Annotated in this window: 12 protein-coding genes and 2 tRNA genes; 8 read left to right on the forward strand and 6 right to left on the reverse strand. The window is 61.2% G+C overall.

Annotated elements, in window-relative coordinates:
• Positions 1 to 224 precede the first annotated feature (224 nt).
• The 3 genes from AB4048_RS03935 to AB4048_RS03945 all read left to right on the forward strand — a co-directional run bounded on the left by AB4048_RS03935 (position 225) and on the right by AB4048_RS03945 (position 4,345).
• Positions 225 to 1,526: an epoxide hydrolase family protein gene (locus AB4048_RS03935; protein ID WP_442200618.1), complete on the forward strand. Its 1,302-nt coding sequence runs from the start codon at positions 225 to 227 to the stop codon at positions 1,524 to 1,526.
• A 119-nt stretch (positions 1,527 to 1,645) separates the two neighbouring features.
• Entirely contained in the window at positions 1,646 to 2,701 is a 1,056-nt protein-coding gene (locus tag AB4048_RS03940; protein WP_442200619.1) for an alpha/beta fold hydrolase, read from the forward strand.
• A gap of 285 nt (positions 2,702 to 2,986) precedes the next feature.
• Positions 2,987 to 4,345, forward strand: coding sequence for an epoxide hydrolase family protein (locus tag AB4048_RS03945; protein WP_442200620.1), 1,359 nt, complete (start codon positions 2,987 to 2,989; stop codon positions 4,343 to 4,345).
• Between the two features lie 30 nt (positions 4,346 to 4,375).
• Here AB4048_RS03945 and AB4048_RS03950 read toward each other — a convergent pair whose 3' ends face one another.
• Positions 4,376 to 5,353: a L,D-transpeptidase family protein gene (locus AB4048_RS03950; RefSeq protein WP_442200621.1), complete on the reverse strand. Its 978-nt coding sequence runs from the start codon at positions 5,351 to 5,353 to the stop codon at positions 4,376 to 4,378.
• Positions 5,354 to 5,515: 162 nt separating this feature from the next.
• On the opposite strand from AB4048_RS03950, the gene AB4048_RS03955 reads away from it, so the two are divergent.
• Complete coding sequence (locus AB4048_RS03955) at positions 5,516 to 6,685, forward strand: adenylate/guanylate cyclase domain-containing protein (protein WP_442200622.1); 1,170 nt, start codon at positions 5,516 to 5,518, stop codon at positions 6,683 to 6,685.
• A 29-nt stretch (positions 6,686 to 6,714) separates the two neighbouring features.
• On the opposite strand, the gene AB4048_RS03960 is transcribed toward AB4048_RS03955, so the two are convergent.
• From AB4048_RS03960 to AB4048_RS03970, 3 genes are all read right to left on the reverse strand, one after another.
• Positions 6,715 to 7,935 (reverse strand): adenylate/guanylate cyclase domain-containing protein, encoded by a 1,221-nt coding sequence (locus AB4048_RS03960; protein ID WP_442200623.1) that lies wholly within the window; start codon positions 7,933 to 7,935, stop codon positions 6,715 to 6,717.
• 27 nt (positions 7,936 to 7,962) lie between these two features.
• On the reverse strand, positions 7,963 to 9,573 hold the full coding sequence (locus AB4048_RS03965; RefSeq protein ID WP_442200624.1) for an MDR family MFS transporter: 1,611 nt from the start codon (positions 9,571 to 9,573) through the stop codon (positions 7,963 to 7,965).
• A 75-nt stretch (positions 9,574 to 9,648) separates the two neighbouring features.
• The gene (locus AB4048_RS03970; RefSeq protein ID WP_442200625.1) at positions 9,649 to 10,869 is read right to left on the reverse strand and encodes an HlyD family secretion protein; all 1,221 of its coding nucleotides are present in this window, start codon (positions 10,867 to 10,869) and stop codon (positions 9,649 to 9,651) included.
• A gap of 137 nt (positions 10,870 to 11,006) precedes the next feature.
• On the opposite strand from AB4048_RS03970, the gene AB4048_RS03975 reads away from it, so the two are divergent.
• The 4 genes from AB4048_RS03975 (at position 11,007) to AB4048_RS03990 (ending at position 12,801) form a co-directional block, all read left to right on the forward strand.
• A complete protein-coding gene (locus tag AB4048_RS03975) occupies positions 11,007 to 11,909 on the forward strand; it encodes a LysR family transcriptional regulator (protein WP_442200626.1) in 903 nt (300 codons plus the stop codon).
• 114 nt (positions 11,910 to 12,023) lie between these two features.
• A tRNA-Pro gene (locus tag AB4048_RS03980) sits at positions 12,024 to 12,100 on the forward strand.
• Between the two features lie 271 nt (positions 12,101 to 12,371).
• On the forward strand, positions 12,372 to 12,677 hold the full coding sequence (locus AB4048_RS03985) for an ETC complex I subunit (protein WP_442200627.1): 306 nt from the start codon (positions 12,372 to 12,374) through the stop codon (positions 12,675 to 12,677).
• A gap of 47 nt (positions 12,678 to 12,724) precedes the next feature.
• A tRNA-Arg gene (locus AB4048_RS03990) sits at positions 12,725 to 12,801 on the forward strand.
• Between the two features lie 74 nt (positions 12,802 to 12,875).
• Here the strand turns inward: AB4048_RS03990 and AB4048_RS03995 are convergent.
• Together AB4048_RS03995 and AB4048_RS04000 are read right to left on the reverse strand one after the other, a co-directional pair.
• The gene (locus AB4048_RS03995) at positions 12,876 to 13,370 is read right to left on the reverse strand and encodes a DUF192 domain-containing protein (RefSeq protein ID WP_442200628.1); all 495 of its coding nucleotides are present in this window, start codon (positions 13,368 to 13,370) and stop codon (positions 12,876 to 12,878) included.
• The gene (locus tag AB4048_RS04000; protein ID WP_442200629.1) at positions 13,370 to 13,948 is read right to left on the reverse strand and encodes a cold-shock protein; all 579 of its coding nucleotides are present in this window, start codon (positions 13,946 to 13,948) and stop codon (positions 13,370 to 13,372) included. Before AB4048_RS04000 ends, AB4048_RS03995 begins: the two co-directional genes overlap by 1 nt.
• Between the last annotated feature and the right edge of the window lie 13 nt (positions 13,949 to 13,961).

Here is a 13,961-nt window from a genome sequence, read left to right on the forward strand (position 1 = left end):
CGGCGTCGCTGAATGGTTTTCGAGCGCACCGGCAGGCATCCGCGTTGAGCAAACATCCGTTGTGCCTTAGTGTCGTCGCGTAAGATCGGTCTCTGGCCGCACGGCGCGTCATACACAATTGATACAAACGTATCGGCGATACCATGGTGCAATGGCATCGCCCTCATTTTCAGCCGATCTCTTTGGAAACATCGCTAGCAATCGGGTCGATAGAGGAGAATTCCATGACACGGATTTCGGCAACCCCCACTCGCCGCGAAGTGCTGGCCGTCACGGCCGCTGTCGGGGCTCTCGCCCTGATGCCTGGCGCTGTGGCGGCCGCCACCGCCGCAAGCGAAGCCATCACGCCCTTCCACGTTCACTTCAGCGACCACGACCTTGCCGATCTGCGTCGCCGCGTCGCGGCGACCCGGTGGCCGGACAAGGAAACGGTTTCGGGCCACACGCAAGGCGTCCAGCTCGCGACCATCAAGAAGCTCGCCGACCACTGGGCCAAGCATTACGACTGGCGCAAGATCGAAGCGAAGCTCAACTCCTACCCGCAGTTCGTTACAAACATCGACGGGCTGGACATTCATTTCATCCATGTTCGCTCGAAGGAAAAAAATGCGCTGCCGATCATCATCACCCACGGCTGGCCGGGCTCCATCATAGAGCAGCTGAAGATCATCGAGCCGCTGACCAATCCGACCGCCCATGGTGGCACCGCAGAGGACGCGTTCGACGTCGTGATCCCGTCGCTGCCCGGATATGGCTTCTCGGGCAAGCCGACCGAGGCGGGCTGGAATCCACCGCGCATCGCCAAGGCCTGGGAGACGCTGATGCAGCGTCTCGGCTACACGAAATACGTCGCCCAGGGCGGCGACTGGGGCAATGCCGTTACCGAGCTGATGGCGGTGCAGGAGCCTCCCGGTCTCATAGGCATCCACACCAACATGGCGGCCACAGTCCCCGCCGATATTGCCAAGGCGCTCTCGGGCGGCGGACCGGCGCCAGCCAGTCTCTCGGCGGACGAAAAGCGTGCCTACGATCAGCTCGACGATTTCTACAAGAACGGGCTCGGCTACGCCATCGAGATGAACAACCGCCCACAGACGCTCTACGGCATCGTCGATTCGCCTGTCGGCCTCGCAGCCTGGATGCTCGACCACGACATCCGCAGCTACGACATGATCGCCCGCATCTTCGACGGCAAGCCTGAGGGCCTAACCAAGGACGACATCCTCGACAACATCACGCTCTACTGGCTGACGAACACCGCGATTTCGTCGGCGCGGCTCTATTGGGACAACGCCCATTTCCCGTCCGGCGGCTTCTTCGACCCGCGCGGCATCAAGATCCCGGTTGCCGTCAGCGCCTTCCCCGACGAGATCTACCAGGCGCCGCAGAGCTGGACCGAGAAGGCCTATCCGAAGCTGATCTTCTACAACCGGCCTCCGAAGGGCGGTCACTTTGCGGCCTGGGAGCAGCCGATGCTTCTGACGGACGATCTGCGGGCCGCCTTCAAGCCGTTGCGGACGGGCTGAAGGAATGCATGCCTGTTCCAAGGCGATATGAGCGATGTCGATGTCGGGACCAAGCTGGTCTAGTCTCCCCGAATATTCCGATTCGCTAACAATCGCAGTCTTCAGCAAAGGATGTCACCATGGGCAAAATCAAAGCTGGCGAAACAATCGATCGTGACCGCCGGCGTATACTCGCTGCCGCGACAATGACATTTGCGGCCGTCGAGTTCGGCGTGACGGCACAGTCGCAAGCGGCAAGCAAGGAGAAGCAACCTGCCATGACCACGAGTGGGGCATCATTCGACACGCTGCGCCAGATCGACGCCGGCGTCCTGAATGTCGGCTACGCGGAGGTCGGCCCCGCTGACGGCCGGCCCGTCTTTCTCCTGCACGGCTGGCCATACGATATCCACACCTATGCCGAAGTAGCGCCGCTCCTCGCAGCGAAGGGATTTCGGGTGATCGTGCCCTATCTGCGCGGCTACGGCACAACGAAGTTTCTATCGGACAAGACCGTCCGCAACGGCCAGCAGTCGGCGATCGCCGCCGACATCGTCGCGTTGATGGATGCGCTCAAGATCGACAAGGCGATCATGGCGGGTTGCGATTGGGGCGCCCGCACCGCCGACATCATCGCGGCGCTCTGGCCCGACCGCTGCAAGGCCCTGGTTTCGGTGAGCGGCTACCTGATCGGCAACCAGCAGGCTGGCAAAATGCCCCTGCCGCCGAAGGCCGAGCTGCAATGGTGGTATCAGTACTATTTTGCCACCGAACGCGGACGCGCCGGCTACCAAGCCAATACGCACGACTTCGCAAGGCTCATCTGGCAACTCGCCTCGCCGCAGTGGAAATTCGACGACGCCACCTTCGAGCGCAGCGCTCAGGCCTTCAGCAATCCCGACCACGTCGATATCGTCATCCACAATTACCGCTGGCGGCTGGCGCTTGCCGAAGGCGAGCCGCAATATGACGAATTCGAGAAGCGCCTGGCGCAAGCGCCGGTCATCTCGGTGCCGACTATAACCTTGGAAGGCGATGCAAACGGTGCCCCTCACCTGGATGCATCCGCCTATGCCGCGAAGTTCTCGGGCAAATACGAGCACCGGGTCATTACCGGCGGCATCGGCCACAACCTGCCGCAAGAGGCACCGCAGGCCTTTGCTGATGCCGTCATCGCAGTCGATGCCGTCAGCTGATGGGGTCGAAGATCGTTCATGGACCCGCTTTGAACATCTTCCAGCGCGCCTCGCGCTAACCTGATAGGCTGAACCGAGGTCGCGCTAAGATCGTTGCGCCGCGCGCATTGCCACGCCGCTAGTATGAACCACGTCCATCCAAAGCCACCTGGATGGACGTGACCTGCCGTTTCGACCCCGCGCGCAACGTCCGCCCAGATTGATCGCTTTCTCGCTTCAGGCAGCGAGCGCGCTGGCTCCCGAACTTCCACGTTCCAAGGAGGCCAACGGATATGGGAGACTGACATGTCACAGCCGAATGATCGCAACGAAGGCTTGGAAAACATCGACGCCGGCCGGCGCAACCTGCTGGCCGCCGCCGGGGTGGGAATTGCTGCTGCGGCGGGCACTTTCGGGCTGTTCCCCTCCTATGCGGCGGCGGCCGCGAGCGGTGCGAGTGTCGGGAGCGACGCGATCCGCCCATTTCGTGTCGATATTTCCGAAGACGAACTCGTCGATCTTCGCCGCCGCATCGTGGCGACACGCTGGCCCGACCGGGAGACCGTCGACGACCAGTCCCAGGGAATACCGCTCGCCAAGATCAAACCGCTCGTTGCATATTGGGGCACCGGCTATGACTGGCGGAAAGCGGAAGCGAAGCTCAACGCCTTTCCGCAATTCATGACCGAGATCGACGGCATCGACATTCACTTCATTCACGTTCGCTCCAAGCATCCCAACGCGATGCCGGTCATCATCACCCATGGCTGGCCGGGCTCGATCTTCGAGAACCTGAAGATCATCGCGCCTCTTACCGACCCGACGGCCCATCGCGGACGCGCCGAAGACGCTTTCGACGTGGTTATTCCCTCGATGCCCGGCTATGGCTTTTCCGGAAAACCGACGAGCACCGGTTGGGGCCCCGACCGCATAGCGGCGACCTGGGCGGAACTGATGAAGCGCCTTGGCTACCAGCACTATGTCGCCCAGGGCGGCGACTGGGGCTCGCCGGTATCCCAGGCGATGGCGCGGCTTGCGCCTGCAGGCCTGATGGGCATCCATATCAATCTGCCGGCAATCGTCCCGCCGGAAATTGCAGCCATCCTTGCGGTCGGCGGTCCGCCCCCAGCGGGATTGACCGAGAAGGAGCGCGCGGCCTTCGACGCGTTCATTTCAGCCGCGAAAATGGGGAACAGGTCTTATGCGACCCTCATGGGTACGCGACCGCAGACCATCGGCTACGCGCTTGCGGATTCTCCGACGGGCCTGGCGGCATGGATGCTCGGTCATCCCGGGTTCTCGCGTTGGACATACGACAACAGCGACCCGGAAAAATCGCCGGATGAGGTGCTCGACGACGTCACGCTGTACTGGCTGACAAACAGCGCCACCTCGTCGGCAAGGCTCTATTGGGAGTATGGCGGCGGGCATAGTCCTGCGCTATCCGCTGCGGAAAAAACCGATCAGATCGCGCTGCCGGTCGCCATCACCGTCTTTCCTGGAGAGAACTACCAGGCGCCGGAGACATGGGCGCGGCGCGCCTACCGCAATCTCGCCTACTTCCACGAGGTCGACAAAGGCGGCCACTTCGCCGCCTGGGAGCAGCCCGCGCTCTTCTCGGTCGAACTCCGGGAAGCCTTCCGGCCACTCCGCCAGCAACTCTAAGGGGTTCGTCGGCGCGCGACCGTCATACGGTCAATTGACGAACTTCACGACGACGCCCGGCTTGACCATGCCCGCGAGTTCTTCCGCATCCCAGTTCGTCAGGCGGACGCAGCCGTGCGATCCAACCTTGTCGATGAGTTCGGGATCCGGGGTTCCGTGGATTCCGTAGGTCGGCTCGGTCAAATCGATCCAGACGCTGCCGACCGGACCGTTCGGCCCCTTGGGAATGATAAGAACCTTGTTGTTCCTGCCCTGCTTGAAGTTCACTTTGGGGTCGTATCGATAGACGGGCATTCTCGCGACGCCCTTGACCTTGTGTGTGCCCTTTGGGGAAGGATTGTCTTTGCTGCCGACGGTCGCCGGGTAAACCGCGAGCAATTTTCCCGCCTCGTCGTAGGCCAGGACCTGCCCCTCTTTCTTGCTGACCGCGATGCGCTTGACCTTCCCCTCTCTCGGCGGTCCCGGCGTGACGACCTCTACCGTTTTGCCGGGCGCAAAGTCGGAGCCGGGATTGAGCGCTTTTATCAGATCGATATCCATATGAAATCGCTCCGAAAGCTTCTCCGCCACGCTTGTGTAACCCATGCTCGCCATCTTGGCCTTTTCCCCGTAGTCCTCGGGTATATGGTCGACAAGGCCGGTAGCATCCTCGTTGGTGACGACATAACTCTCGACGATCGGAGCACCAGTGTCCAAGCGGCTGATCACGTCGGGATCGAGTTTTCCGTCGGCTGGAAGGCCGTTCATCGTCTCGAACCCGGCCACCGCCTTGCTGACATTCTCGCCGTAAAGACCATCGACGACGCCCGGAGAGGAACCCGCGCGGTCCAGCAGCACCTGCAGGCGTACGATCGCGGGATCCGGATCCTGAGAAGGCTTGAGCGGACGCTCCAGGGCGATGGAGGCAAGCGATGCGGCGTCGATAGCTTCTGGCCGAAGCTCCTGCGCGGCAGCGACGCTGAAGGAGAGAAATAATGACAGCGTTGCGGTCGAAGCGATTGATTTCATGAACAACCAAATGACTTTTGGCAGAAGTTGTTCCACGAGCCCGCTCGTCATAAAAATGATCAAAGGGTGGAAGACGTTGAAAACGTGCGGCTCGAAATGTGCGTGGATTTACGGCGACATCAGACTTTTTTACGGGAAATGACGGTCCTTAAGGATTTCCGAATGCAAGAACTGGTCGAGTGGATCATCGACAAAGGCCTGTCCACGGACAGCGTCGAAGAAATCCTGGAGGGCGTCGCAGAGCGGCTGGTGACACTTGGATACCCGCTCCTTCGCGCTTCGATCGCCATGCCATCCATCGACCCCCTGCAACGAGGCTTCGCAGTCGCATGGTCGCGATCTCAGGGCATTTCGATGGAGGTTCAGGGACATGACGATGCGGGCCAGGAGATGTTCCGCAGGTCGCCCGTTTCCTATCTTCTTGCGAACGACCTTAGCTATGGCCGCTGGAAGCTGCCGGCGCCCGATGAGGACACAGCACATTACGCGCTGCTGAAGGACTTGGCCGATCTTGGCGCGACCGACTACCTTCTGAAGCTTACCCCTTACCCGAGCGGAACCGCTCTCGCCGGTGTGGGATTTTCCCTGGCCGGGGATGGTCCTTCAGGCTTCTCGGACAAGCAAATTGCCGACCTCGATATTTTCCTGCCTGCGCTTGCGCTCGCCTGCTACCGCATCGCCGCAACCCGCGTCGCGGCGGATATGCTGGCGGTCTATACCGGTACACGCACCAGCGGTCGAATTCTCAGCGGACAGACGCAGCGCGGCGAAGGCGCGGCGATCTATGCGGCGATCCTGCTCGCCGACCTCAAGAACTTTACCTCGCTCAACGAAGACCATCCGCCGAACCATATTGTCGCGTGGCTGAACGAGCATTTCGAAGCGCTAGGGCGGCCGGTCGAAGAGCATGGCGGCGAAATCCTGAAATTCATGGGCGATAGCCTGCTCGCCATTTTTCCGGCCGAACGGGAGAACCCTGCCGAGGCATGCCGGCGGACGCTGTCGGCGGCGAAGGGGGCGATGGAAGCGAATGCCGCGCTCAATCGAAGGCGGTCGGACGCCGCGCAGCCGGAAATTCCCGTGGACATCGTCCTGCACGTCGGCGAGGTCTTTTATGGAAACGTCGGCGCTCTCCGACGCCTCGACTTCACCGCGATCGGAAAAGCGGTCAACGAAGCGGCTCGCATGGAAAAGCTGTGCGACACCGTTGACCGCAGCTTGCTGGCGTCCGCAGACTTCGTGTCCCACTTTCAGGCAGGTTTCGAAAAGGTGGGCACCTTCTCTCTCAAGGGTGTCACGCGGCCGGCGGAAGTCTATGCGCTGGCCGAGTGAACGACACTCTGCTCCTTGGCCGGATTGGGTTACAAGATTCCGTCATCGGTCGCTTCCAGCCCGAACAACTCGATATTCCTTTCGAAGCCGCGAAGGCGATGGAAGCCGGCGGACTGGACGTCTTCGTCGGCCACCTTCTGCCGGAAAGCATCGGACATGAGGATCGTCTTGCCGAGTACACCGCAAGCGCTCTGAATTCGGCTGAGCAGGTTCACATCTGACCCTATCACCGTGAAGTCGAGCCGGTGCCCGGAACCGATGTTGCCGTAGCTCACCTTTCCGTAGTGCAGCGCTATCCCCGCCCGCAACTTCAGTCCGTTGTCACGGAAGTCCGCGAGCTCGTCCACGATCGATCTCGCCGCGGAGAGCGCGGCCGTGCTGGCCTCCTCTGCGTCGGCGGTCGGGAAGAAGGCGAGGACGGCATCGCCCATGAACTTCAGGACCTCGCCGCCTTCGCGGGTGATCGCGGGCACGACGATGTCGAAGTAGGCGTTGAGCAGTTCGAGCATTTCGCCGGGCGGAAATCGGTTGGACAGTTCGGTGAAGCCTCGCAGGTCGCAGAGTATCAAGGCGGCCTCCAGGGATTCGATCTCGCCCTGGCGGATGCGTCCCGCGAGAATGCGCTGCGCGGTCATCGGCCCGACATAGGTATCGAGGAGGCTGAGTTCGATCTGGCGCATGATCCGGAGCTCGCAGGTGTTGCGAAGGGCCGGAAGGAGCCGCTCCAGCATCTGGATGTCCGATGGCATGAACCCCCTCGCCTCTTTCGTGGCGAAGACGACGGCGCTGACCGGACCGTCGACGTTGCAGAGCGGCGCTATCATCAGCTGGCTCAGGCTGCGGCCCGCGAAAACGTCGATGTCCTGCCAGGAATCCTGATCGCCGTCGGTCACGCTGACGATCATCGGCTGCCGCGTATCCATGACCTTGCGCAGAGGACTGCGTGCGAAGGTCACGTGGGCGCCGTGTTCCCGGTCGTGGATTTCGATCGGCTCGCCCGGTGCCCATGCAAGGGTGCGACCCAGGAACTCGGGATGAAGTGTCATCAGATGCAGCGTCAGACGGTCGACGGGAAGTCCTATTGCCCGCAGGCGGCGGCCAAATGCGGCAAGAAGACCCGGCTCGTCGAGCGCGTGGCACTCGTCGCCGGACAGCCATTCGACGATCGAAAGAGCCGGATTGATATCGACGCCTCTGGTGCCGCCTGCCCTGGGCGAGTTGGATTTGGTGGCGTGGATGGAGGTGTTCATCTGATCAGCCTTTGGTTGGGCGGGCGCTCAGTGAGCGCCACCGCCGGAGAGTTTGCCGGGCTTTTTGAGCAGCAGGCTGGCGACCAGAGCGACGACCAGGGCGACGCCGAGCAGGAAAAACGTGTCGCTGAAGGCCATGATGTTTGCCTGCTTGCGAAGCTTCAGGGCGATGGCGATGACAGCCTTGTGGGTGGCGGTTGCCTGATCCGAAACGCCGTGGCTCATGAAGTATGCGGTCAGTTGGGCAACGCGGGCGCGGGTTGCTTCCTCGAATACCGAGACGGAGTTGGTCAGGATGTTCGAATGGAACTGCTCGCGCTTCGAGAGAAACGTCTGCAGCGAGGCGATGCCGACCGCACCTCCAAGATTGCGCATCATGTTAAAAAGAGCCGACGCGGAACCCGCGTTCTCCTGCTCGATGCCTGCAGTGGCGATGGCGGACAGCGGCGTGAACACCAGCGCCTGGCCGATCGCGCGAACGATGTTCGGCCAGAAGAGCTGATCGCTCCCATAGTCAGCGGTCATGTAGATGTTCATGAAGTTCGAGGTCGCGAACAGCGCGAAACCGACGACGATCAGCAGGCGGACATCGAAGCGCTTCATCAACCGCGGAACCAGCGGGATCAGAAGAAGCTGCGGGATGCCGGTCCAGGCCAGCACCATGCCGATCTGCTCGGAATTGTAACCCTGGATGCGGGTCAGGTAGATCGGCAGAACGAAGACCGAGCCATAGAGCGCGATGCCGAGCAGGAAGTTTGCGAGGATACCGAAGCCGAAGTTGCGGCGCACCAGCAGTCTCAGGTTCAGGAGCGGGTGGGCGGTCCTCAGCTCGATGATCAGGAATAGCGTCAGCGAGACGGCGGCAATAATCGACAGGCGAACAATGAACGGCGAGCCGAACCAGTCTTCCTTGTTCCCCTCCTCGAGCACGGTCTGAAGCGCTGCCAAGCCGATCGCCATGGTGACGATACCGGGCCAATCGCCCTTGGCCAGCAGCCCAAGGTTCATCGGAGCGTGGTCCAGCGAAGCCCATAGCATACCCACCATCAGAGCGCCCGGCACGAGGTTGACGTAGAAAATGTACTGCCAGCCCCAGTTCTCGGTGAGATAGCCGCCGATAGTTGGGCCGATGGCAGGCGCGAACGTGGCCGAGAGGGCGAAAAGGGCAAGCCCGATCGGTTGCTTGGCCTTGGGCAGCAAAGTGATGATGATGGTGAATGCCATCGGGATCAGCACGCCGCCGGAAAAGCCCTGGATGGCGCGCAGGATGATCATCTGCTGCAGGTTTGCCGCGAAGGCGCAGGCAACCGAGAAGATGAGGAAGAGGACGGCATTGACCAGCAGGTAGTTGCGTACCGAGAAGACGCGGGCAAGCCAGGCGCTCAGCGGAATGACGACGATCTCGGCGATCAGGTAGGAGGTCGAGATCCAACCGCCGTCATCGGTGCCAGCGCCGATCGCACCCTGGATGTCGGCCAAGGAGGCATTGACGATCTGGATGTTGAGCACGGCCATGAAGGCACCCAGCGTGGAGCCGACGACAGCACTCCACATCCTCAAAGGGCTCATTGCGGCGGGAGCGGCGGCGGCGGGCCGAATCGGCTGGTTGCTGTTTGCTGCAAGCTGAAGAGTGGCCATGACTTTCTCCTTCCGGCGATGCGGAAACATTCTCATGACGGAGTTGCGATGATAATCGAGGAAGCGTCGGAAGGATTATCCAGCGTGGCTGGACAATCCTTCTCCCTGCGTCGTTGCAGCCTTGGTATCTATCTCGGGCTCGACCGACATGCCTGAGCGCAACAGACCACGCAAAGCCTGATCGTCGATGACGATCTTGACCGGGATGCGCTGGACGATCTTGGTGAAGTTGCCGGTGGCGTTGTCCGGAGGCAGCAGCGAGAACTCGAGGCCGCTCGCCGGCGAGACGCTGTCGACATGACCCTTGATGGCCGCATCCGGAAAACTGTCGACCTTGATCTCCACAGGCTGGCCCGGACGCACGTTGGTGAGCTGGGTTTCCTTGAAATTGGCGACGACATAGACCGCGTGTAGCGGAACCACGGCCATCAACTGGGTGCCCGAAGTGACAAATTGGCCAACGCGGATCGAGCGTGCGCCGACTGTACCGTCCACGGCTGCGACGATCTGCGTGTAGGAGACGTTGAGCGCGGCCTGCCGGGCGGCGGCGGCGCTGCGGTCACGCTGGGCGGTGGCTTGCTCATGCTGGCTCTGGAGCACACCGACCCTTTTCTGTTCGGCAACGAGCGCTGCCTGGTCGCGCTGGACCAGGGCGGCGGCCTGATCGCGGGCGGATGTGGACTGCTGGGCGCGCTGGGTGGTGGAGGCGCCGGATTGGATCAGGTTCTGGAAGCGGTCGTTGTCCGCTTCGGCGAATTTCAGTGAAGCCTGCGCGGCGACGATCGTTGCCTTCGCCTGCTCGATAACGGACTGCTGCAGGGCAAGCTGCGCATCGATATTGCCGATCGTTGCCTCGGCCGCCTTCAGGTCGGCTTTTGCCTGGTCCAATGCGGCCTGGTAGTCGCGGTCGTCTATGCGGGCGACGACCTGGCCAGCCTTGACCATATCGTTGTCGTTGACGAGCACATCCTTGATATACCCGGAAACCTTCGGTGCGATCGTGGTGTAGTCGGCCTTCACGTAGGCATCGTCGGTTGATTCGATGAAGCGGCCGACCACCCAGTAGTGGTAGCCATACTCCGCGGCGAACGTTGCCCCTGCAAGAAGTGCGGCGATGAGGACGCCGCGCTTGATCACGCCGCGGCCGCTCTTCGGGGGCGTTTCGGCGGCGGCGATTGTCTCCTCGGCTGGAACGGCGGGAACCTCCACTGCCTTTGCGGTACGAGCATGGGGCGTCTTCGAAGTAACTTCCTTGGTTTCAGTCTCGAAGGCTTCCTTGCGGGGGATCTCAACCATTGTCGTTTTCCTTTGGTCCGCCCCGTCTTCCGTGGGGCCTTGTTTGATGAGATGAAATTGCCCCGTTATGCGCGGATTGATAATCTGCTTAGATTGGGAAGGATCATAAACTCAGAGCGGATAATCGGGAGGGACGGATGGATCGTCTGACGAGCCTTGCAGTCTTCGGTCGCGTGGTCGAAAGCGGTGGTTTTTCCGCGGCGGCCCGTCGTCTCAACATGTCGGTGACGATGGTCGGGAACCACGTCCAGTCGCTCGAGGAACGGCTCGGCGTACGGCTGCTCAACCGCACGACCCGAAAGGTAAGCCTGACCGAGACGGGCAAGTTCTATTACGAAAGGTCAGCGCAGATACTTGCTGACCTCGAGGATGCCGACCGGGCCGTCGGCGCGCTGACCTCGATGCCGCGCGGCACGCTGAAGATCTACACGAGCACGCATATCGTGCGCTTCCTTTCGCCCGTCATCGACGAGTTTCTGGAACTCTACCCCTCGGTGTCGCTGGACCTGAACATCGGAGAGCGAATGATCGACATGATCGAGGACGGCTATGATCTCGCGATCCGTACCGTGCCGCCTCCGGATTCCACGCTTGTCGTCCGCAAGCTCACGCCATGGCGCCACGTGCTGGCCTGTTCCCCGTCCTATCTCGAAAGCCACGAGGCACCGACCGCGCCCGGCGATCTCAAAGGCCACGACTGCCTGCAGTACAGCTACTATCCTTTTGGCGATGAATGGCATTTCGTGTCCGCTGCCGGAAATCAGGAGAATGTGCGGGTCCATGGCACGGTCCTGTCGAACAGCGCTGAAGCGCTCCGCTATCTGGCGGTGAACGGGAGGGCGGTGTGGCTCGCGCCGAGCTTCGTCATCTACGACGACTTGGCGGCTGGCCGACTGGTCCGGATCATGCCTGAATACGAGGGCGTCGAATTCGCCATCAACGCCATCTATCCGAACCGGAGCCACCTTCCGACCAAGGTCCGGCTGTTCATAGACCTGCTGGCCGAGCGCTTCGCCGACCACCGCAAGTGGATGACGTGAGCAGATCTGTCGGTCGGACACGCGAACGTATTTTATCGGATCGCTTTCAACAGCCGGCAGCGGATTAGCTGTTGCAGCCGCGATATGAACCGTGTATCTCCCACCACGTCGGTTCGGAGTGTAGCGCAGTCTGGTAGCGCATCTGGTTTGGGACCAGAGGGTCGGGAGTTCGAATCTCTCCACTCCGACCACTTTCCCCAAGAATAAACGGTTTGGCATAGGCTTTGCGGTTGCGAGCGAACGCCTTGGTGGCGGCATCGCTTCAAAGGGCCGGCGAAGCTCATTTTCGCTTGAAAGCCAGAGGATTCGCCGGTAAGCAAAATTGCATGCTTCGGCGTTGGGGCGCGGGACGGCTTTGCTGTTTGGCCTCAGGGCGTGAACATGTCGCTTGAGCCCCTTGCGGGCGGGAGCGAAGTAGAGGATCAAGGCGGGGAAGCCGCTTCTTTCGGAGACGTCGCAGCCATGCCTGCAAAGATTTACCGGCCCGCAAAGACCGCCATGCAGTCCGGCAAGGCGAAGACGAATCTCTGGCTTCTGGAGTTCGACCAGGAAAGCCCGCGCAAAATCGATCCAATCATGGGCTATACATCGTCCGGCGATACCCGCCAGCAGGTCAGGCTGAGCTTCGATACGCAGGAGCAGGCGGTTGCCTACGCGGAACGCAACGGCATCGACTACCGCGTCATTCAACCGAATGAGGCGAACCGTCAGGTCGTTTCCTATACGGACAATTTCCGATACACCCGCACGCAGCCCTGGACCCACTGAGGTCGCGCTGGAGAGCGCCCTTTTTCGGCGCCGCGGCATATGATTTCGGCCCCTTAGCTCAGCTGGATAGAGCAAGTGCCTTCTAAGCACTAGGTCGCAGGTTCGAGCCCTGCAGGGGTCGCCATAAGACCGATGAGTCGGTCTCTGCATCGACGGCAGATTTCCGGGCGATAGGCGTAAGGATTGGTCAGATAGACGTTACAGTGTCCTGTCGATCGTCGCGCTCGAAACCTTGTCTCCGACCTTGAGGCCGAGCTTGGCCGCGGTCCCACCATTCAATTCGATGACGTATTTCACCGGCGCGCGCGAATCGATGATCGCTTCGGAATAGGGTACGGCGTTCTCCTGAATGGAAAAGACGGCGCCCTTTGCGTCGAGGAACAGCATGTCGAGCGGCAGCGGCGTGTTCTTCATCCACATCAGCACCGGTCGCGTCGTGCCGAAGTCGAACAGCATGCCGTGATCGGCCGGCATGGATTTCCGAAACATCAGGCCATGCTCGCGCTGCAGGGCGGAGATCGCCAGTTCCACGGTGAGTTTCCGCTCCCCACTGGCCGAGTGGATGACCATTTGCTCCGAGGCGAATTTTATCGCTTCCGCGGCATAGGAAGTCTGCACGCCGCTCGAAGCAAACACATGCAAGAAAAAAAGCGCCAAAACGGCGCTTCTAAAAAAATTTCGGATCGCCGTCATCAATGCGGCCTGCTGACGGGGGTCGGCGAGTCGGGATGGATTTCCGCCGCCATCAAACCCTTTTCGCCCGGCCCGAAGCGGACCAGGACCACCTGTCCCGGACGAAGCTCGGTGAGGCCGAAACGGCGCAAGGTTTCCATGTGGATGAAAATGTCCTCGGTCCCCTCGCCGCGCGTCAGGAAGCCGAAACCCTTCGTGCGATTGAACCATTTGACCAGCGCCCGCTCAAGCCCGCTCGTCGCCGTTACCTGCACATGCGTGCGAACCGGCGGAAGCTGCGAAGGATGCACTGCGGTCGATTGATCCATGGAGAGGATCTTGAAGGCCTGGTAGCCGCGCTCGCGGCGCTGGATCAACGCGACGATGCGCGTGCCTTCGAGGATGGTCTGATATCCGTCGCGGCGCAGGCAGGTGACATGAAGAAGAACGTCCTGCATACCGTTGTCGGGAACGATGAAGCCGAACCCCTTGGCGACGTCGAACCATTTGACGACCCCACTTACCTCAATAAGCTCGACCGGCTCCCCCGACATTTCCTCAAAGTCGGCGATTCCCTTCGGTGCAATTCTGTCACCCATATTGGCCAGCCCC

The organism is Rhizobium sp. RAF56, assembly GCF_052113965.1.
Taxonomy (GTDB): Bacteria; Pseudomonadota; Alphaproteobacteria; order Rhizobiales; family Rhizobiaceae; genus Rhizobium.

Coding starts and splice junctions, on each gene's coding strand:
- AB4048_RS03935 (WP_442200618.1), top strand. CDS start 225: ATGACACGGATTTCGGCAACCCCCACTCGCCGCGAAGTGCTGGCCGTC.
- AB4048_RS03940 (WP_442200619.1), top strand. CDS start 1,646: ATGGGCAAAATCAAAGCTGGCGAAACAATCGATCGTGACCGCCGGCGT.
- AB4048_RS03945 (WP_442200620.1), top strand. CDS start 2,987: ATGTCACAGCCGAATGATCGCAACGAAGGCTTGGAAAACATCGACGCC.
- AB4048_RS03950 (WP_442200621.1), bottom strand. CDS start 5,353: ATGAAATCAATCGCTTCGACCGCAACGCTGTCATTATTTCTCTCCTTC.
- AB4048_RS03955 (WP_442200622.1), top strand. CDS start 5,516: ATGCAAGAACTGGTCGAGTGGATCATCGACAAAGGCCTGTCCACGGAC.
- AB4048_RS03960 (WP_442200623.1), bottom strand. CDS start 7,935: ATGAACACCTCCATCCACGCCACCAAATCCAACTCGCCCAGGGCAGGC.
- AB4048_RS03965 (WP_442200624.1), bottom strand. CDS start 9,573: ATGGCCACTCTTCAGCTTGCAGCAAACAGCAACCAGCCGATTCGGCCC.
- AB4048_RS03970 (WP_442200625.1), bottom strand. CDS start 10,869: ATGGTTGAGATCCCCCGCAAGGAAGCCTTCGAGACTGAAACCAAGGAA.
- AB4048_RS03975 (WP_442200626.1), top strand. CDS start 11,007: ATGGATCGTCTGACGAGCCTTGCAGTCTTCGGTCGCGTGGTCGAAAGC.
- AB4048_RS03985 (WP_442200627.1), top strand. CDS start 12,372: ATGCCTGCAAAGATTTACCGGCCCGCAAAGACCGCCATGCAGTCCGGC.
- AB4048_RS03995 (WP_442200628.1), bottom strand. CDS start 13,370: ATGACGGCGATCCGAAATTTTTTTAGAAGCGCCGTTTTGGCGCTTTTT.
- AB4048_RS04000 (WP_442200629.1), bottom strand. CDS start 13,948: ATGGGTGACAGAATTGCACCGAAGGGAATCGCCGACTTTGAGGAAATG.